The following is an 18,404-nucleotide window of genomic DNA, read 5'->3' on the forward strand; positions in this document are numbered from 1 at the left end:
CGTCGCTACAGCCGCTCGACGCGTTCACCCTCGGCGAGCACGCCGCGGGTGTCCAGCACGAGCTTGGCCTTCGCCTCGACCATGTCGAGGTCGAACGCGGCGTGCTGCTGCAGCAGCAGCGTCACGTCCGCGTTGATCACGGCCTCGGCCAGATCCTCCTCACGCGGCACCGGGGTGCCGTCCACCGCCCACTCCTTGACGTACGGGTCCGCGAACGAGAGCTCCGCGCCCAGCTCCAGCAGCGCACGCGCCACGGGGAGGGCCGGGGTCTCACGCTCGTCGGCGATATCCGGTTTGTAGGTGACGCCGAGCATAACGACTTTGGCGCCGTTCACGGGCTTCTTATGCCTGTTGAGCAAGCGCTGTACCCGAGCGACCACGTACGACGGCATCCGCTCGTTGATCTCCTGTGCCAGCTCGACGAACCGGAACGGGTAACCGAGCTTGCGCACCGTGTACGACAGGTACGACGGGTCGACGGGGATGCAGTGCCCGCCGACGCCCGGACCCGGCAGGAACTTGTGGAAGCCGAACGGCTTGGTGGCCGCCGCCTCGATGGCCTCCCACAGGTCGATGCCGAGCTCGTCGCAGAAGATCGCCATCTCGTTGACGAGGGCGATGTTGACGTGGCGGTAGGTGTTCTCCAGCAGCTTGGCCATCTCGGCCTCGCGGGTGCCGCTGACCGGCACCACCTGCTCGATGAACCGCCCGTAGAACGCCGTCGCGCGGTCGCGGCAGGTCGGCGTGTAACCGCCGACGACCTTGGGGGTGTTGCGCAGGCCGAACTTGGGGTTGCCCGGGTCGATGCGCTCGGGCGAGAAGGCCAGGTGGAAGTCCTCGCCGGCCTTGAGGCCGGAGGTCTCCAGCAGCGGCCTGGCCAGCTCGTCGGTGGTGCCGGGCCACGTGGTGGACTCCAGCACGACGAGCGTGCCCTTGCTCAGGTTGCGAGCGACGGCCTTGGTTGCGCCCTCCACGGCGGACAGGTCGGGGCGGTGGTCGTCGTCCAGCGGGGTGGGCACACAGATGACGATCGTGTTGCTCCTGGCCAGCACGGTCTCGTCGAGCGTGGCGCTGAACCCGTTGGCCAGCATGTGCTCGAGATCGGCGTCGGTCAGGTCATCGATGTAGGACTGCCCGGCGCTGAGCGCGTCGACCTTGGCGGGGTCCACGTCCAGGCCGACGACCCGCAGGCCGGCGGCCACAGCCTCCTTGGCGAGAGGCATGCCGACGTAGCCCAGGCCGATGACAGTCAAGTCGATTTCTGTCACAGCTGTGCCTTTGGGAGCCGGAAACAACACTTCATGGTCGCAAAGGTTATCTCAAGTCCACCTAGCTCACGCCTAATGCGACCGAACCCGTCCCAAACGGAAGGAAGATTCATGGTCATCAATCGGCAAGCGAGCGGTATAGGGCTTGATAAGTCTCGGCAACGCGGCTCCACGTGCGCTTCGCGGCGACTTCCGCGCGGCCCGCCTCGCCCATCTCGGCGCGCTTGGCAGGGTCCTCGCGCAGCCCCGCGATCGCCTTGGCCAGCTCGGCCGGATCGCCTGCCGGCACCAGCATCCCGGCGCCGTCGGAGCCCACGAGCTCGGACAAGGCGGGCAGATCGCTGAGCACGACGGGCTTGCCGAGCGCCATCGCCTCGACGGGTTTCAATGGCGTAACAAGTCGGCAAACCCGCAGGTCCTCACGCGGGCAGGCGAAGATGTCGATGGCGTCCTGCGCCTGCAGCGCCTCGTCGGGACCGACGCGCCCGGGCAGGATGGCGGTGCTCAGCCCCAGCTCCTCGACCAGTTCCAGCAGGTTCGGGCGCTCGGTGCCGTCGCCGACGATGAGCACGCGTACGGGGGTCCGCTGGTCGCGCAGCAGCGCGGCGGCCCTCAGCAGGGTGGCGAAGCCCTCGTAGGCTACGATGCTGGACACCGAGCCGACCACGATCTCGTCGTCGGCGATGCCGTACTCGCGGCGGAACGAGGCCCCGTCGTAGTGCGCCGTCAGCAGCGAGTCGTCCACGGCGTTGGGCGCCAGGTGGATCTTCTCCCTGGGCACGCCGCGCTCGACGATCTCGGCGGCCATCGTCTCGGCCAGCGTGACGACCGCGTCGGCCTCGCGCATCAGGAACGCCTCGCGCTCGCGCTGGAGCACCTGCCGCTGGCTGCCGACGCGGATCGGGTCGCGGGAGGCCCAGGTCTCCTCCAGGAAGCCGCGGACCTCGTACACGAACGGGGTGCCCGTCCTGTCGCGCACGGCGTGCGCGATCGAGCCGTTGCGGTGGTCGGTGGCGGCGTGCAGGACCTGCGGCCGCAGCTCGGCGGTGAGCTTGGTGACCCGGTCGGCGCCCCTGATGATGCGCCCCTGGGTCTCGAACGGCATCTCGCCGTGCGGCTCGGGCAGCAGCCGGTGGTAGGGGATGCCGTCGATCTCCTCGTACGGCGTCGCGTCCGCGTGCCCCTGCAACATCGGCCAGCCCCAGCTCGTGACCACGTGCGGGTCGATCCCCGCGGCCTTCTGCGAGGTGACGATGCGGTGGGTGCGGACGGTGTAGCCGGCCTGCGTGTACGGCAGGGCGTTGGTGACCACGTGCAGGACCCGGTTCTGGACCCGGCTCAGGATGGCCACCTTGGGCCCCGGCGGGATCGGGTCGGGGCTGATCGCGGCCAGCTCGCCCCGGTAGTAGGCGGCCCTGCGCTTGACGAACGGGTACTTGGTGTGGGCCTCGAGCACGGCGGCGGCCTCGCTGACGCGGCCGGCGTCCCAGTGCTCCTTGGCCTCGTTCCACGGCCCCTTGACCACGCGCATGCCGAACTTGCGCACGATGCGCCTGGCCCGCCGGGCGGCCGGCCAGGCGACGCTGCCGACGATGGGCCGCAACTTCGGCGGGAGCGTGTCGGCGGCGGCCTGTGCCACGCGTACAGGGTCTGATTTGACCTTCGTCATCACCACGCGGGAGACGATGATCGGGTGCTGGACGAATCCCTTGAGAAGCCCACCGACGCCGGCACGGGCGGACTTCGCGGAAACCCTGTCTGATGAACGGGAGGAGTCTTGACGACTGGCGTCGGATGCCACGGTGGGACCGTACCATAGGCAGCGTTTTTTCCCTTCCGCTATGAAAGGCGAGGTCAATGAGGGAGAACCCCCTGGTCCTGCACGTATTGGGTGCTCGTCCCAATTTCGTGAAAGCGGCTCCGGTGGTGCGGGCACTCGGCGAGCTCGGCGTGCGGCAGGGCATCATCCACACTGGTCAGCACTATGACGCGCTGATGTCCGACGTCTTCTTCGCCGACCTCGGCCTGCCCGAGCCGGTGGCGAACCTGGGAGTGGGCTCCGGCAGCCACGCCAAGCAGACGGCGGCGCTGCTCGTGGGCCTGGAGGAGGTCGTCCAGGAGCACCAGCCCGACCTGGTCGTCGTCTACGGCGACGTCAACTCCACGCTGGCCGCGATCCTGGTCTGCGCCAAGCTGGGCGTGCCGACCGCACACGTGGAGGCGGGGCTGCGCTCGTTCGACCGTGGCATGCCCGAGGAGGTCAACCGGGTCGTCACCGACGCGCTGGCCGACCTGCTCTTCGCCACCTCGCCGGAGGCGCTGGCGTTCCTGGCGAACGAGGGCGTGCCCGCGGCCAAGGTGCACCTGGTGGGCAACCCGATGATCGACAGCCTCTTCTCCGCGCTGCCCAAGCTCGACCCGGCCCCCGTGGTGGCGCGGCTCGGCCTGCCGGAGCGCTACGCGGTCGCCACCCTGCACCGCCCCGCCAACGTGGACACCCCCGAGGCCGCCAAGGAGCTGGTCGACGCGGTGCTGGAGGTCTCGCGCCAGGTCCCGATCGTGGTGCCGATCCACCCCCGCGGCAAGGTACGGCTGGCCGAGGCGGGCCTTGTGGACGGCGAGTCGATCAAGGTGGTCGACCCGCTGGGCTATGTGGACTTCCTCTCACTCGTCCGCGGTGCCGCGCTGGTCGTCACGGACTCCGGCGGCGTCCAGGAGGAGACCACCATGCTGGGCGTCCCCTGCCTGACCGTCAGGCCCAACACCGAGCGCCCGATCACGATCACCCACGGCACGAACCGCCTGGTCACGCCCGCGCTGCTGCCTGCCGCGGCGGAGAAGGCGCTGGCCGACGGGGCCGCCACCCCTGCGGGCGAGCTGCCGGTGCTGTGGGACGGCAAGTCCGGGCCGCGCATCGCCACGGTGATCGCCGCCTGGCTCAAGGGGGACAACCTCGCGCCTGCCTCTCAGGGCAAACGACCCGAATAACGGCGATAACCGCCGTACTATGACTTACCTCTGCTGAGCGATTGGCGTACCACCATGGCCGAAACCCCTGAACAGCCCACTTACCAGCGTCTCGGCCCCGTCAACTGGCTGCCCGAGGAGCGCAAGCTCGTCGAGCGGTACGAGGCGGAGGTCAGGGAGCTGCGCCGGCGGCTGGAGATCGCCGAGGCCAAGGCCGCGTACGCCACCTGGAAGCTGGAGGCCACGCAGGCCAAGCGCACGTACAAGCTGGGCGAGGCCCTGGGCTCGAAGAGCCCGGGGAAGATCGTCGAGGCGGTGCGGTCGCGGGAGAAGGCGCCCAAGGCGCCCATCCCGGTGAGCCTGGCCATCGCGGCGGCCGAGAACAAGCCGCCGCTGGTCGAGGTGCCCGCGGTGAAGTGGCCGAACGGCCCGGTGAACCGGCCCGACCTGAAGGTCGCGGTGATCCTGGACGACTTCTCCAGGATGGCCTTCCGCTACGAGTGGGACCAGATCGAGTTCGGGCTCAAGGACTGGCCGGAGATCTTCGCCGAGAAGCGTCCCGACCTGCTGTTCTGCGAGTCGGCCTGGCACGGGAACCAGGGCCGCTGGCGCTACCAGATGACCGGCACGAACGCGCCCAAGGACCCGCTGCGCGACCTGGTGGCCTGGTGCAGGAGCGAGGGCATCCCGACGGTCTTCTGGAACAAGGAGGACCCGCCGAACTTCGACTTCTTCATCGACACGGCCAAGCTGTTCGACTACGTGTTCACCTGCGACGGTGACATGCTGCCGAAATATCGGGAAATTTTGGGACACGACCGGGTGGACGTGCTGCAGTTCGCCGCCCAGCCCCGCGTGCACAACCCGATCCAGCAGAACAAGGGCCGCCTGCACGACGTCGTCTTCGCCGGCATGTACTTCCGCGACAAGCACCCCGAGCGCCGCGAGCAGATGGAGGTCGTGCTCGACCCGGTCAGGGAGCTGGGGCTGCACATCTTCGCGCGCAACGGCGAGGTGGACGAGAAGTACGCCTGGCCGGAGAAGTACCGGCCGCACATCGTGGGCGAGCTGCCCTACGACCAGATGCTGGCCGCGTACCGGATGTACAAGGTCTTCCTCAACGTCAACTCCGTGCTCGACTCGCCGACCATGTGCGCGCGGCGCGTCTTCGAGCTGTCCGCCTGCTCCACGCCCGTGGTGTCGGGGTGGTCCCGGGCCATCGAGGAGACGTTCGGCGAGCTGATCCCGATCGCGCGCGAGCCGATCGAGTCGTACAACCAGGTCCTGCACCTGATCAACAGCCCGGAGCTGCGGGCCAGGATGGGGCACCTGGCGATGCGCGAGGTGTTCGACAAGCACCTGTTCTCGCACCGTGTGGACCAGATCCTCCAGGACCTCGGCCACCAGGTGACGCCCCGGTCGCGCTCGATCACCGTCGTGCTGCCCACCAACCGCGCCTCCCAGATCGAGCACGCGATCTCCTCGGTCGCCAAGCAGCTCCACCGGCCGCTGCAGCTCGTCATGGTGCTGCACGGCCTGGACATCGACCCGGTCGTGGTGGCCGACAAGGCCCGCATGGCGGGCATCACGGACGTCACCGTCCTGCCCGCTGACGCCTCGCTGTCGCTCGGCGCGTGCATGAACCTGGGCATCGCCGCCGCCGAGGGCGAGCTGATCGCCAAGATGGACGACGACAACCTGTACGGCGAGCACTACCTGTCGGACCTGGTGCGCTCCTTCGACTACTCCGACGCGGAGATGACCGGCAAGGGCGCGCACTACGCCTACTTCGAGGGCAGCAACACCACCATGTTCCGGCTGCCCGGGCTCGAACACCGGTACTCGTGGCTGGTCCAGGGCGGCACGTTCCTCGGCAAGGCGGACCTGTTCCGCACGTACCCGTTCGCCGACATCACCCGCGGCGAGGACACCCACCTCGTGCGGCGGCTGAAGGAGGACGGCGTCAAGATCTACTCGGCGGACCGGTTCAACTTCGTCTACTGGCGCAGCGCCGACACCGCGATGCACACCTGGCAGGCCGACCACATCAAGCTGACCAGGAACGCCCAGTTCTCCTTCGTCGGCCGCCCGGACGCGCACGTCCTCATCTAGCGGCGCATGCGTACGAGCCTGGTCATCGAACGGCTTGACCGGATCCCGGTGTCGGTGACGCTGACACCGGGCCTGTCCATGCTCGCCCTGATCACCGACGCGCTCTCGGGCCGGACCAGGGGCGCCCCCGAGCCGTGGCGCCGCCTGGTGCGCTCGGCCGCCAGGATCCCGGACGAGATGGTGCTGCGCTCGCTGGCCACCCCGGGCTTCAGCGTGCTGCCCGACCTGGTGCTGCCCGGCGAGTTCACCCGCGACCTGGACGTTCCGTCACAGGTCGAGATGCTGCGCGACCTGCGGCCCGACGCCCTGCTGGAAGAGCTGGACACGATCACCGACGGGCAGCCGCCGGCGCACTGGCACCCCGCGCTGAAGGACCCGGACCGCTGGCTGCACGGCTACGCCGACCTGGTCGAGGCGGCCTGGGCCGCGATGCGGCCTGTGTGGAGCCGGGCGCGGCCGCTGTTCGAGCGCGAGGTCGAGCGCGTGGCGGTGGCCGCCGCGCGCAGGTCGCTCGACGTGGTGCTGAACGACCTGCACGCCGGCTGCAGCTTCACCGACGGCACGCTCAGCTTCCCCGACTTCGAGCCCGAGCGGTTCTCCATCGGCTCGCGCGGGCTGGTGCTGATGCCCATGCTCGCGGGCCCGAACGCGCTCATCGCCCGCCTCGACGGCCCCGACGCGGTGTGGATCGGCTACCCCCTGCCGGGCGCCGAGCCCGGGCGCGAGGAGCGCGACGACAGGCTGGAGGTCCTCGTCGGGGACGTGCGCTCGGCCATCCTGACCGGCCTGGACCGCCCGCTGACGATGGGCGCGCTGGCCAGGCGCGTCAAGCACGCCCCGAACGTGGTCTCCTACCACTGCAACTGGCTGGAGTCGGCCGGTCTGATCGAGCGGCGGCGGGACGGCAGGGAGATCCACGTCTACAGGACGCCCCGCGCGGCCGTCCTCATGGACCTGTACGGCGTCGCCGGTTAGCCCCTGACGTACCCGAGCCGGCCCTCGGCCGTCACCTTGGTGGTGGGCGTGTTCTCGCAGTCGGCCTTGATGGAGTAGAAGTGGCTGTCGGCCGCGGCCCAGTGGCAGCGGTAGATCGGGCGGGTGAAGCCGGCGGTGGGCTTGGCGTAGAGGTAGCCCTCCAGCCTGAGGTAGCTGTTGTTGTCGCCCTCGCAGTCGCGCCGCAGGCTCAGGAACTGGTCGAGCTTGGCGTGGCCGGCCATGCAGCCGTACAGCGGGATGGTGCCCGGCGCGCGGTTGGCCAGGATGGCGACGCGCCCCTCCGGCCTGTACTTACCGCCGGGCGCCTCGCCCGTGGTGCTCCAGTGCTTGGCGCCGTTGTAGTACCGCACCAGGTCGACGGTGGTGGCGGCCTGCGCGGCCGGCACGGCCAGCGCGAGGCTCGCGGCGCATCCGGCGAGGAGGGCGGCGGCTCGGCGTACGATCATGTGTCCCCCTGAGAAGTCGGTCCTGATCAACGTTCGGGACGTTAACAAGGGCCGCGGAGCCGCCTCCGACACTTCCAAAGATCGCGAAACTTACGGCTTCACGCGGGCGAGGTTCTGGTCGGCCAGGTTCGCCAGCTCGTACAGGCCCTGCGGCTTGACCCGCTGCCCGACCACCAGCATGCTCATGATCAGGGTCCCCCGCCTGATCATGACCGAGCCGATCTGCGCGTTGTTCTTCTCGCCCGCCGCCGTCGTCAGGTAGGCCCGCGACTGGTCGCCCTTGGTGGGCATGTCCAGCGTCTTGGTCCTGTACGTGACCTTCGCGCCCCCGACGTCGGCCGTGTAGTCGGCGCACTGCTTCGGCAGCGGCTCGGGGAAGGCGGCCTTCGGCAGCGAGACCACGGCCTGCGTGATCGAGCCGCGGGCCGCGGAGAAGGCGACGACGGCGGCGGGCGACTTGGCCACCTCCGGCTTGGCGGCGTCGAGCTGGGCGGCCCCCGCGCACTCGGGGTGCTGCGCCCTGGCCTTGCGGACGGCCTCCAGCCCCTGCTGGGTGGACTTGAGCGTGCCGAACTCGCCCAGCTCGGGGCCGTACGCGACGCTCATGCCCTTGGGCACCGGCAGCAGCGCGGCGCGCAGCTTGGCGCTGGCGGCGGACGACTGCGCGGGCGGCGCCGAGGCGGCGGGGGGCGCGGGCTCCTCCGCCGAGGAACATCCGGCGATGACCAGAGTGCTCAGGAATATCCCGGGAATTGCTTTATGCATGGCCGCTCCATTTCGCTACATGGACATTGGTCAAAACGCTAGAGGAAGTGAGGAGCACAGGAGAGAGTAACGTCGGTATTCACGGGATTCAGCGGATTCCCGGTTCTCCGCCATGTCACTACCTGGGATGATGCGGGCGAGATCGGCACCGCCCGTCAAATCGGCCTCGCGGTAATAGGGCGGGCAAAATGTTTCCCGAGCCCTGCGCGTCCCGATGCGGCTTTTCTCCCGGCTGCTGATGATCGCGGCATGAGCTTCTCTCCGCGCGCGCTCGGGATGGACGTGCCCATCACCCGCAGGGACTTCTTCGACGGCATCGCCGTGAGCTGCGTGGCCGGCGGCGCGACCGGGAGAACGGCCCTCAAGCCGCCGGACCCGCCGGACGCCTTCACGGTGCGCGGCGACACCAGTGAGGCGCTCAGCGTCGCGCACGCGCTGCGGGACGGCCGTTTCTGGGCGCACGCCGGCCCGCCCGTGCCCACGGGGGAGAGTCACGACCTCGTTGTGGTGGGAGGAGGGCGCGGCGGGCGCAGCGCGGCGGCCGAGTGGCTGCGCCGCCACCCGCGGGCGAGCGTCCTCCTGCTCGACAACCACGAAGCCCTCAGCGACCGCGAACCCCTCGCCGGCCGCGAGGCCCCCGGCGACCGCGAAACCTCCGGCGACCGCGAGGCCATCGGCAGCCGTGAAGCCCTCGCCGGGCCGGCCGCCTTCGACGCCGTGATGTGCGACGCGGAGAGCTTCGGCGCCGACACCCTGGTCGAGACCTCCTCCCCCGGCTGGATCGACCGGCTGCCGATCGCCTGGCAGGCGCGGCGGGACCTGCGCGCCCTGCACGAGGACCCGCCCGACTGGTTCCCCGGGCTGCCGGCCGAGGGCAAGCAGGAGCGGCTGGCGGAGCTGACGTACGCGCAGTTCCTGCGGGAGGTGTGCGGGGCGCATCCCGACGCGGAGCGGTTCTGCAGGACCATGCCGAGCCCCGGCTGGGGGTACGACACGCGGGCGTTCGGCGCGATCGACGCCTGGGGCACCGGGTATCCGGGCTTCGCCGGGCTGGGGCTCGGCAGGGAGGAGCCCTCCAGGTACAACTCGCCGACCGTCCGCCGGCACTGGCACGGGCCCGCGCCCGTGGCCGCCGTGCCTCCGCTGGACCGGCGGGTGCGCGTCCGGACGTCCAGCCCGGTGGTGTCCGTACGGGACGGCGCCGGGTCCGCGACCGTGGGGTACTTCGACGGGCATCAGGTGCGCACCGTGGAGGCGGGGGCGGTGATCCTGGCCTGCTGGAGCGCCGTGGTGCCGTACCTGGTGCCCGAGCTGCCGGAGGAGCGGCGGCGGGCGCTGCGGCAGGCGACGCGGGTGCCGCTGCTGGAGGCGACCGTACGGCTGCGCGACCCGGGCGCCTGGCGGCGGCTGGGCGTGCGGCGGGTGCGGTGGACGGGGGCGTACTGGTGCGCGAGCGAGTTCACGCCTCCGGACACCGTGCGGATGCTGGCCACGCCGTGCCGGTCCGAGCTGGGCCCTGGGACGGGGTCGGCTGCGGGCAGGCGGGAGTTGCTCAGGACGCCGTACAGCACGCTGGAGCACACGGTCAGGGATCAGCTCGCCCGGCTGCTCGGCCCGGCCGGCTTCGACCCCGGCGGGGGCATCGCGGCGATCACGGTGCACCGGTGGGGGCACGCGCTGGCGCCCGAGTACTGCCGGCCGTGGCACGCGTTCTACCCGGACGGGCCGTTCCCGGCGGACGCGGCGCGCGGCCGGTTCGGCAGGATCGCGATCGCGGGCTCCGACGCCGAGCCCGCCGCGCGCGGCGAGGCGGCCGTCGCGGCGGCCCTGCGCGCCGTGGCGGAGCTGGCGCCATGAAGGGCCCTGTGACCGCGGACAGCGGCGGAGACGGCACGACGACGGCCCTGTGGTTGCGGATCTTCCTGACGGGGCTGGTGCTCTGGCTGGCCACCGTGGTGGTGACCGCGTGGACGGGGAACTCGAACCTGGTGCCGACGGTGGTGCTGTTCGGCAGCTTCCTGGTGCCGGTGACGTTCGTGGTGTGGGCGTACGGGCGGGGGCGCTCGCCGGAGGTGACGGTCGAGCGGCTGTTCGTGGCGTTCGTGGTGGGCGGCGTGCTGGGGGTGCTGGGCGCGTCGCTGCTGGAGAGCTGGCTGCTGCGGCCGTCGCTGCTGGTGTACGTGCTCGTCGGCCTGATCGAGGAGGGCGTCAAGCTGGCGGCCCTGGTCTTCGTCACCCGGCACGTGGTCAGGCGCGCGACCAGGGACGGGGTGGTGCTGGGCGCCACCGTCGGCTTCGGCTTCGCCGCCTTCGAGAGCGCGGGCTACGCCTTCAACGCCCTGTTCACCGCGGGCGGCCTGTCGCTGACGCAGCTCGTGGAGACCGAGGTGCTGCGGGGCATCCTGACGCCGGTCGGGCACGGCCTGTGGACGGCGATCGCGGGCGGGGCGCTGTTCCGCGCGGGTGGGCGGGTGACCGGGCCGGTCGTGCTGACCTACCTGGGCGTCTCGCTGCTGCACGCGTTGTGGGACTCGATGAGCGCCATCGCGATCGCGATCACGCTGGTGCTGACCGGGCGGCCGTGGCAGTTCGAGCTGCTGCGCATCGGCCGGGTGCCGCACGTGACGCAGTGGCAGGTGCACGTGTACACGCTGCTGAACTGGGCGGGACTCATCGTGATCTCGCTGGTCGCGCTCGGGTGGCTGTGGACGACGGTGGCCTCGGCGCGCCGGGATCGGGGGATCTTGTCCCAATAATCACGGTAATGAACGCCTTCCTCCCACTGCGCCGGAAGCATAATCGGTGCTAGTCTCCTGTGCGATCTTCCGGAGGTGTATTTACACAAGGTGTGGAAATGCCCCCGACTCGAGGTTGGGACATGGGCTCGCGAAACCGGTCAATTCGGTTCAAGATCTTTTTATTGCTGCTGCTACCCCTCCTGTCTCTGAGCGCGCTCTGGGGTTTCGTCCTCAACCTCACCATGGGCGACGCCCAGTCACTGCTCCGCGCGAACACCCTCTACGACACGATCGGCGTCACCTCCACCGACCTGGGACTTCAGCTTCAGGCCGAGCGCGTGCGCTCCGCGGAGGCGCTCACAACGCGTGAACTCACCGAGGTGCTCGGCGGCCAGCGCGCCCGCACCGACAAGTCGGTCACCGACTTCAGGCAGGCCGTCACCGACGCCGGCGGCGCGGTCGGCGACGATCTCCGGCGGCCACTCGACACCCTCAACATGGCTCTCGACAGGCTCGCCCTGATCCGGTCGGACATCGACAACGGGATCAGCTCCCGCCTGGACGGCCTGACCGAGTACAACCGCGTGCTCGACGCCCTCTTCCAGCTCTACGACCACCTGATCACGGTCTCCGACCTGGAGATCTTCCAGCAGGCCTCGTCGCTGCAGGCCATGGGCATGGCCAGGGAGTACATCGCCAGGGAGCACGCCCTGGCCATCGGCGCGCTGTCCGACGGCCGGCTCACCCCGCAGGAGACGGCGGCCTTCACCGAGTACGCGGCCTCCAGGAAGTTCCTGCACTCTCGCGGCCTGGCCGGGCTCGACGTGACGCTGCGCAGGCCGTACGAGCAGGTCTTCGCCACCGAGCCGTTCCTCACCTTCGCCACCATGGAGTCGCGCGTCATCAAGATCGGCGCCCCTCCCGCCGACGCCGACGGCTGGCACCGGGCCGTCGACCAGCTCACCGGCCGCCTCGACGACCTCGGCAAGAGCTCCTCCGACACCCTGGCCGCCCGTACGTCGCAGGCCGCCACCGGCACCGTCGTCGAGATCGCCATCGCGGGCGGCCTCGGCTTGATCGCCGTGCTCGCGTCGATCATCATCTCTGTACGCTTCGGTCGTCGCCTGGCCGGAGAGCTGGCCGGGCTGCGCGCCGCCGCGGTCGAGCTGTCCGGCCGGCGGCTGCCCGACATCGTGGCGCGGCTGCGCAGGGGCGAGGACGTCGACGTACGGAAGGAGGCCAAGGCGATCAAGGTGAGCGGTTCCGCTGAGATCACCGACGTGGCCAGGGCCTTCGGGTACGTGCAGCGCACCGCCGTGACGGCGGCGGTCGGCCAGGCGGCGCTGCGGCACGGCATCGGCCAGGTCTTCCTCAACCTCGCCCGGCGCAAGCAGGGCCTGCTGCACCGCCAGCTCGCGCTGCTCGACGGCATGCAGCGGCGCACCCACGACCCCGACAGGCTGGAGGAGCTCTTCCGCCTGGACCACCTGACCACGCGCATGCGGCGGCACGCGGAGAGCCTGATCGTGCTGTCCGGCGCCGCACCCGGACGCGCCTGGCGCAAGCCGGTGCCCGTGATCGACATCGTCCGGGCGGCGGTCTCCGAGATCGAGGACTACACCAGGGTCTCCGTGGAGACGATGCCGGCGGGCGCCATCGACGGCACCGCCGCGGCCGACGTCACCCACCTGCTGGCCGAGCTCGTCGAGAACGCCACCATCTACTCGCCGCCCGACACCGCCGTCCAGGTGCGCGGCGACATGGTGAGCAACGGCTACGCCATCGAGGTGGAGGACAGGGGGCTCGGGCTGTCGGCCGACGAGTACGCGCGGTTCAACGCGCTGCTCGCCGCGCCCCCCGAGTTCGACCTGGCCGACAGCGACCAGCTCGGCCTGTTCGTGGTCGCCACGCTGGCCCAGCGCCACGGGATCAAGGTGCTGCTGCGCCGCTCGCCGTTCGGCGGCACCACGGTCATCGTGCTGGTGCCGCGCGCGCTGGTGACCGAGCAGTCCGCGCTGGAGGCGGCCGGCGGCGACGGCAAGGCCGCGCTGCCGAGCCGTACGAGGAAGAAGGCGCTCGCGGTCGTGAGCTCCGGCACCCACGCGGGGCTGCCCAGGCGGGTACGGCAGGCGAACCTGGCCCCGCAGCTCAAGGAGACCCCGGAGGAGCCCGAGCAGGAGCCGGCACCCGAGCCGGCGGAACGCTCTCCCGACGAGGTACGCGACCTGTTCTCCGCCTTCCAGCGGGGGACCCAACGCGCCAGAGAAGAAGCCTCCCAGGAGGGGCCCATGAGTAAGGGGGATGCATGAGTGCGCCGACCACCAACGCCGGTGAGCTGAACTGGCTGCTGGACGACCTCGCCACGAGGGTCGCCGCCGTGCGCCAGGCGGTCATCTTGTCGACCGACGGCCTGGCCGTGGGTCACTCCAAGGGATTGACCCGCGAGGACGCCGAGCACCTGTCGGCCGTGGCGGCCGGGTTCCAGAGCCTGGCCCGCGGCACCGGGCGGCATTTCGGCGGCGGCGACGTGCGCCAGACCATTGTGGAGATGGAGTCGGCGTTCCTGTTCGTGACGGCGGCGGGCCAGGGCACCTGCCTGGCGGTGATCGCCGAGGCGAACGTGGACGTCGGTCAGATCGCCTACGAGATGGCGATGCTGGTCAAGCGGGTGGGCCAGCACATCACCACCAACCCGCGCGCTGGAGCGTCATGAGCGATAGCCCGCAGTGGTTCGATGAGGAGGCGGGACCCGTCGTCCGGCCTTATGCTCTCATTCGCGGTCGCACGCGCTCATCAGGAGACGCGTTCGACCTCGTGGCCACCGTGCGCGCCATCGGCGACCCCCCTGGCGACCTCGGGCCCGAACAGCAACTCATCCTGCGGGCGGCCCGTGAACCGATCTCGCTGGCCGACCTGGCCGTCGAGCTCGACCTGCCCGTCGGCGTCATCCGGGTCCTGCTCGGTGACATGCGTGACCACGGCCTCATCTCGGTGACGTCGCCCTCAGCCGGAGGAGCGCGGTCGAATGAGCGCATTCTCAAGGAAGTGATCAATGGACTCCGTGCTCTCTGAGGACCCCGTCGCGCTCAAGATCCTGATCGCCGGGGGGTTCGGCGTCGGCAAGACCACCCTGGTCGGGTCGATCAGCGAGATCAAGCCACTGCGCACGGAGGAGGTGCTCTCCGACCGCGGGATCGGCGTCGACGACCTCGACGGGGTCGAGGCCAAGACCACCACGACCGTGGCGATGGACTTCGGCCGCATCACGATCCGCGAGGGGCTGGTCGTCTACCTGTTCGGCACGCCGGGTCAGGAGCGGTTCTGGTTCATGTGGGACGAGCTGTCCTACGGCGCGCTGGGCGCGGTCGTGATCGCCGACACCCGGCGGCTGACCGACTGCTTCCCCTCCGTCGACTACTTCGAGCAGCGCGGCACGCCGTTCGTGGTGGCCGTCAACTGCTTCGACGGCGCCGAACGGCACAGCGTGGACGACGTGCGCATCGCGCTCGACCTGGACGACGACGTCCCGGTCCTGCTCTGCGACGTACGCCGCAGGACCTCGGCCAAGGAGGTCATGATCACGCTGGTCGAGCACTCGCTGAGGACGCTCACCTCGGCCAACTGATCGTGGTCACAGCGCCCTGAGACCGTTGATCACCTCGCGGAGCAGGCTCTCCGTCGGGGTGGTCGCCTTGTCGCGGGGCGGGCGCACCGTCACCAGGCCGTGCTCCAGCAGGTCCCCCAGCAGCACCCGTACGACGCCGACGGGCAGGCCCAGGTCGGAGGCGATCTCCACGACGGGCCTGCTCTTGCCCGCCACGGCCAGCAGGCGCCGGTGCTGGGCGCTCAGCTCGGCCTTGGCGGGGACGGGCACCCCCGTCGAGGCGACGGTCGCCAGCAGGTCGACCTCGGCGGCGGCCGACTTGGTGCGCCCCCGCGCGACCGCGTACGGCCGCACGACAGGCCCGGCCTCCTCGTCAACCCACTCGTGCTCGCGGCTCACGATTGAGATCCCCCATCCTGGTCGCTTTCCTGCCGTCCGCGCTGCCAGCCGGACTGGAGCGAGGAGAGCAGCGCCCTGGTCTCCTCCGGCGAACGCTCCTCGATCGGTGGCGTGGCGGGTGGCTCCTGGCCGAGCCGTTGCGGCAGCCCTGTCTGCCCTTCACGCTGCGGCAGCCCCGGCTGCCGTTCCCGTTGCGGCAGCCCCGCCTGCCGTTCGCGCTGTGGCGGCCCCTCGGCCCGCTGGCGCTGGGGCAGGCCCGCCGGGCGCTCGCGGCGGGGCAACTGCCGCGGCGGCGCGTCGTCCTGCGGCGGTGCCTGCTGCGGCAGCGCCGCAGGGGTGGACGCGGTGCCGTTGCGCCTGCTGGTGCGTACGCGCCTGGGCAGCTCGCCCGGCCCCGTGACCTCCTGCGGGTCCGGCCGGATCACCGAGACCGGCACCGGCTCGAACTCCACCGGCTGCACCGGCATCGCGATCGGCTCCACCAGCGTGGCCGGGATGAGCACGATGGCCGTGGTCCCGCCGTACGGCGACGGCTTGAGCGTGACCTTGATGCCGTGCCTGGCCGCGAGCATGCCGACCACCGCGAACCCGAGCCGCTCGGTCTGCGACGCGTCGAACTCCGGCGGGCTGGCCAGCCGCTCGTTGATGGCCCTGCGCGTGGCCTCGTCCAGGCCCAGGCCGCGGTCCTCGATCTCGACCGCGAAGCCCCTGCCGACCATCTCGCCGTGCACCGCCACCTCGTTGCTGGGCGAGGAGAAGGTGGTGGCGTTCTCGATCAGCTCGGCGAACAGGTGCATGAGGTCGGCCACCGCCGAGCCGGAGACACCGGCCTCGGGCATCGGGTAGACGCGTACCCGGGTGTACTCCTCCACCTGGGCGGCGGCGCCGCTGAGCACGTCCTCCATCGGGATGACGCCGCGCCACCTGCGGCCCGCCGCGCCGCCGGAGAGCAGCACCAGGCCCTCCGCGTGGCGGCGCATGCGGGTGGTGAGGTGGTCGAGCTTGAACAGGCGCTCCAGCGCCTCCGGCTCCTCGGTCTGGCGCTGCATCTCGTCCAGCAGCCTGAGCTGGCGCTGCAGCAGCGACTGGCTGCGCCTGGCCAGGTTCCGCAGCGCCTCGGAGACGCCCTCGCGCAGCTTGGCCTGCTCGACGGCGGCGTCCACGGCCGTGCTCTGCACGCTGTCGAACGCCGCCGCCAGGTCGCGCACCTCGCTGGTCGACTTCTGGCTCACCGTGATCGGCGGGGCCTCGGCCGCGATGTCCACGGGCTCGCCCTTGCGCAGCTTGGCCACCACGTCCGGCAGCCTGATCTCCGCCAGGTCCAGCGCGGTACGGCGCAGCGCCCCCAGCTCCCGGGTGAGCCTGCGGCCGATCCTGACGGAGATGACGATCGAGACGATGACCGCGATCAGGCCGAGCGCGCCGGCGACCCCGGCCCGCACCGCGATGCCCACGCCCGCGGGCTCCATCCTGGCCAGCAGCTTGTCACCGGTGCGCCAGATCGACTCGCGGTACTCCTTCTGCACCTGGTCCGAGATGCCCCGCCAGAGGTCCAGGTCCAGCGGCTCGCCGCCGATGTACGCCTCCAGGAGGTTCTCCATGGTGACGTAGCGGGGCGAGTAGTACAGCTTCTCGAACGGGGCCCGCAGCTCGGTGTCGAGGTTGGCCAGCGCCTTCGGGAACAGGTGCCTGCGGGTGCCGTCGATGCCGGCCAGCAGGTGCACGTCGTGCATGCTCGCCCGGCCGTTCGCGGCGACGATCAGGGCGTGCTCGCGGGCCAGCAGCTCGCGTACCTCGTCGGCCGAGATCAGGCCCTGCGCCTGCAGCGCCAGCTCCAGGTCCGTGCTCATCGTCAGCCGGGAGTACAGGAGGTGGACCTCGTCGGAGATCTTCGCGTACTCGGTGACGAGGCCGCCCGGCGTGAGCTGGCGGTCGTCCACCTTGCGCCGGATGTCCGGCAGCCGGTCGATCGCCTCGAAGACCGTCTGGAGCTGGGTCTTCATGTCGTCCGTCAGCGCCGACTGCGCGTCCTCGCCGAGCGCCCGCTGGCGCAGCGTCTTGTTGTTGTTGTCGACCTTGGCCCGGGCCTTGGCCAGGGCGTCCGGGTCGCCGCTCGTGCCGGCCAGGCGCTGCGCCGAGGCCAGGCGCTCGGTCTGCAGGTTGCCGACCAGGCCGTCGGTGTGGTTGATGACATCGGTCCAGATGGTCTCGACCTTGAGCAGGTTGAGAGCCTCTCCCGACGTGGTGCTCGCGGCGAAGCCCCAGAGCGCGATCAGGGAGATCAAGGGGATGACGAGCAGCGTCGAGATCTTGAATCTGATGGATCTGCCCGATGCCATGACACCTGCTCCCGGATAGAAGATCGCGGGAGAGAATAGCACCGAAACAGATGCTTTTAAGATCGACTAGCGATAAATCTGTGATATGTCGGGAAATTTGCGGCCATGGCGGCCCGTGCGGCGCTCCGCTGCCACGTGAGCCGTACGAGCCAGCCCGCCAGCACGGCCAGCAACGCCACCTCCGCGCCCAGCAGCAACCGCTCGACGAGCCCGATCATCACCCGCTCGCCGGGCATGGCCACGTACGTGATGGCCAGCAGCCCGAAACCCCCCGCCAGGGCCACCCACTCCACCGCCCTCGCGACGGGCTTCCAGGAGGCGTCTGAGGCCAGCCTGGGCACCATCAGCGCGCCGGCGGCGGGCAGGCTCACGAACGCCGCGACCGAGACGTACCGGTGGATCTGGGCCGCCAGGTCGAGGTCCTGGCCGATGGGCGTGGTCGGGACCAACGCGGCCACCACGAGAGCGCCCGACCACACCATCAGCAACCACTGCGGCGCGCCCTTGATGGGCGCCCCCACCGACCGCAGCCCCGCCAGCAGCGCCAGGGACCCGATTCCGAGCACCGCCATCGCGACCTCCGTGACGCCCCCGCGGTCGGACACGGCGTACTCGCTGATGGTGACGTTCATGGGGTCGAGGTAGGGGTCGGGGCCGAGCTGGCCCGCCACCACGGCGACCACCGAGAACAGAATCGAGGCGCAGGCGATCCAGGGGGAGAGCCTCTTCACTGCGGTCATGACACCAACTCTCCCGGCCTGCCCCCTTCT

16 protein-coding genes are annotated in these 18,404 nt (G+C 70.5%); 9 read left to right on the forward strand and 7 right to left on the reverse strand.

The window, feature by feature from the left end; all coding sequences use genetic code 11:
• Positions 1–5 precede the first annotated feature (5 nt).
• Both HD593_RS56660 and HD593_RS56665 read right to left on the reverse strand, forming a co-directional pair.
• Positions 6–1,253, reverse strand: a complete 1,248-nt coding sequence (locus HD593_RS56660) for a nucleotide sugar dehydrogenase (RefSeq protein WP_281402529.1) — start codon at positions 1,251–1,253, stop codon at positions 6–8.
• Positions 1,254–1,386: 133 nt separating this feature from the next.
• Positions 1,387–2,907 (reverse strand): glycosyltransferase family 4 protein, encoded by a 1,521-nt coding sequence (locus tag HD593_RS56665; protein WP_312904397.1) that lies wholly within the window; start codon positions 2,905–2,907, stop codon positions 1,387–1,389.
• Positions 2,908–3,125: 218 nt separating this feature from the next.
• On the opposite strand from HD593_RS56665, the gene wecB reads away from it, so the two are divergent.
• Genes wecB through HD593_RS56680 form a run of 3 tightly spaced genes read left to right on the forward strand, consistent with a single transcriptional unit; the run spans position 3,126 to position 7,322 of the window.
• Complete coding sequence (gene wecB, locus HD593_RS56670; RefSeq protein WP_185111090.1) at positions 3,126–4,256, forward strand: non-hydrolyzing UDP-N-acetylglucosamine 2-epimerase; 1,131 nt, start codon at positions 3,126–3,128, stop codon at positions 4,254–4,256.
• Positions 4,257–4,310: 54 nt separating this feature from the next.
• Positions 4,311–6,347 carry a glycosyltransferase family protein gene (locus HD593_RS56675; protein ID WP_185111092.1) on the forward strand — a complete coding sequence of 679 codons (2,037 nt, stop codon included), beginning with the start codon at positions 4,311–4,313 and terminating at the stop codon, positions 6,345–6,347.
• Between the two features lie 6 nt (positions 6,348–6,353).
• Positions 6,354–7,322, forward strand: a complete 969-nt coding sequence (locus tag HD593_RS56680) for a winged helix-turn-helix domain-containing protein (protein ID WP_185111094.1) — start codon at positions 6,354–6,356, stop codon at positions 7,320–7,322.
• Here the strand turns inward: HD593_RS56680 and HD593_RS56685 are convergent.
• Both HD593_RS56685 and HD593_RS56690 read right to left on the reverse strand, forming a co-directional pair.
• Positions 7,319–7,789, reverse strand: a complete 471-nt coding sequence (locus HD593_RS56685; RefSeq protein ID WP_185111096.1) for a hypothetical protein — start codon at positions 7,787–7,789, stop codon at positions 7,319–7,321. The two genes, HD593_RS56680 and HD593_RS56685, sit on opposite strands and share 4 nt — an antisense overlap.
• 90 nt (positions 7,790–7,879) lie before the next feature.
• Positions 7,880–8,554, reverse strand: coding sequence for a hypothetical protein (locus tag HD593_RS56690; protein ID WP_185111098.1), 675 nt, complete (start codon positions 8,552–8,554; stop codon positions 7,880–7,882).
• 249 nt (positions 8,555–8,803) lie between these two features.
• On the opposite strand from HD593_RS56690, the gene HD593_RS56695 reads away from it, so the two are divergent.
• From HD593_RS56695 to HD593_RS56720, 6 genes are all read left to right on the forward strand, one after another.
• Complete coding sequence (locus tag HD593_RS56695) at positions 8,804–10,411, forward strand: FAD-dependent oxidoreductase (protein WP_246547290.1); 1,608 nt, start codon at positions 8,804–8,806, stop codon at positions 10,409–10,411.
• Positions 10,408–11,310 (forward strand): PrsW family intramembrane metalloprotease, encoded by a 903-nt coding sequence (locus tag HD593_RS56700; RefSeq protein WP_185111099.1) that lies wholly within the window; start codon positions 10,408–10,410, stop codon positions 11,308–11,310. Before HD593_RS56695 ends, HD593_RS56700 begins: the two co-directional genes overlap by 4 nt.
• A 164-nt stretch (positions 11,311–11,474) precedes the next feature.
• Positions 11,475–13,601 carry a sensor histidine kinase gene (locus HD593_RS56705; RefSeq protein WP_185111100.1) on the forward strand — a complete coding sequence of 709 codons (2,127 nt, stop codon included), beginning with the start codon at positions 11,475–11,477 and terminating at the stop codon, positions 13,599–13,601.
• Positions 13,598–14,005 carry a roadblock/LC7 domain-containing protein gene (locus HD593_RS56710; protein ID WP_185111102.1) on the forward strand — a complete coding sequence of 136 codons (408 nt, stop codon included), beginning with the start codon at positions 13,598–13,600 and terminating at the stop codon, positions 14,003–14,005. Before HD593_RS56705 ends, HD593_RS56710 begins: the two co-directional genes overlap by 4 nt.
• Positions 14,002–14,364, forward strand: coding sequence for a DUF742 domain-containing protein (locus HD593_RS56715; protein ID WP_185111104.1), 363 nt, complete (start codon positions 14,002–14,004; stop codon positions 14,362–14,364). Before HD593_RS56710 ends, HD593_RS56715 begins: the two co-directional genes overlap by 4 nt.
• Positions 14,345–14,917, forward strand: a complete 573-nt coding sequence (locus tag HD593_RS56720; protein ID WP_185111106.1) for a GTP-binding protein — start codon at positions 14,345–14,347, stop codon at positions 14,915–14,917. Before HD593_RS56715 ends, HD593_RS56720 begins: the two co-directional genes overlap by 20 nt.
• A gap of 6 nt (positions 14,918–14,923) precedes the next feature.
• On the opposite strand, the gene HD593_RS56725 is transcribed toward HD593_RS56720, so the two are convergent.
• Genes HD593_RS56725 through HD593_RS56735 form a run of 3 tightly spaced genes read right to left on the reverse strand, consistent with a single transcriptional unit; the run spans position 14,924 to position 18,374 of the window.
• Positions 14,924–15,295 carry a DUF742 domain-containing protein gene (locus HD593_RS56725; protein ID WP_185111108.1) on the reverse strand — a complete coding sequence of 124 codons (372 nt, stop codon included), beginning with the start codon at positions 15,293–15,295 and terminating at the stop codon, positions 14,924–14,926.
• The gene (locus tag HD593_RS56730) at positions 15,292–17,634 is read right to left on the reverse strand and encodes a sensor histidine kinase (RefSeq protein WP_185111110.1); all 2,343 of its coding nucleotides are present in this window, start codon (positions 17,632–17,634) and stop codon (positions 15,292–15,294) included. Before HD593_RS56730 ends, HD593_RS56725 begins: the two co-directional genes overlap by 4 nt.
• A gap of 56 nt (positions 17,635–17,690) precedes the next feature.
• A complete protein-coding gene (locus HD593_RS56735) occupies positions 17,691–18,374 on the reverse strand; it encodes a DUF998 domain-containing protein (protein ID WP_185111112.1) in 684 nt (227 codons plus the stop codon).
• Between the last annotated feature and the right edge of the window lie 30 nt (positions 18,375–18,404).

The sequence above is a fragment of the Nonomuraea rubra genome (assembly GCF_014207985.1).
Classification (GTDB): Bacteria; Actinomycetota; Actinomycetes; order Streptosporangiales; family Streptosporangiaceae; genus Nonomuraea; species Nonomuraea rubra.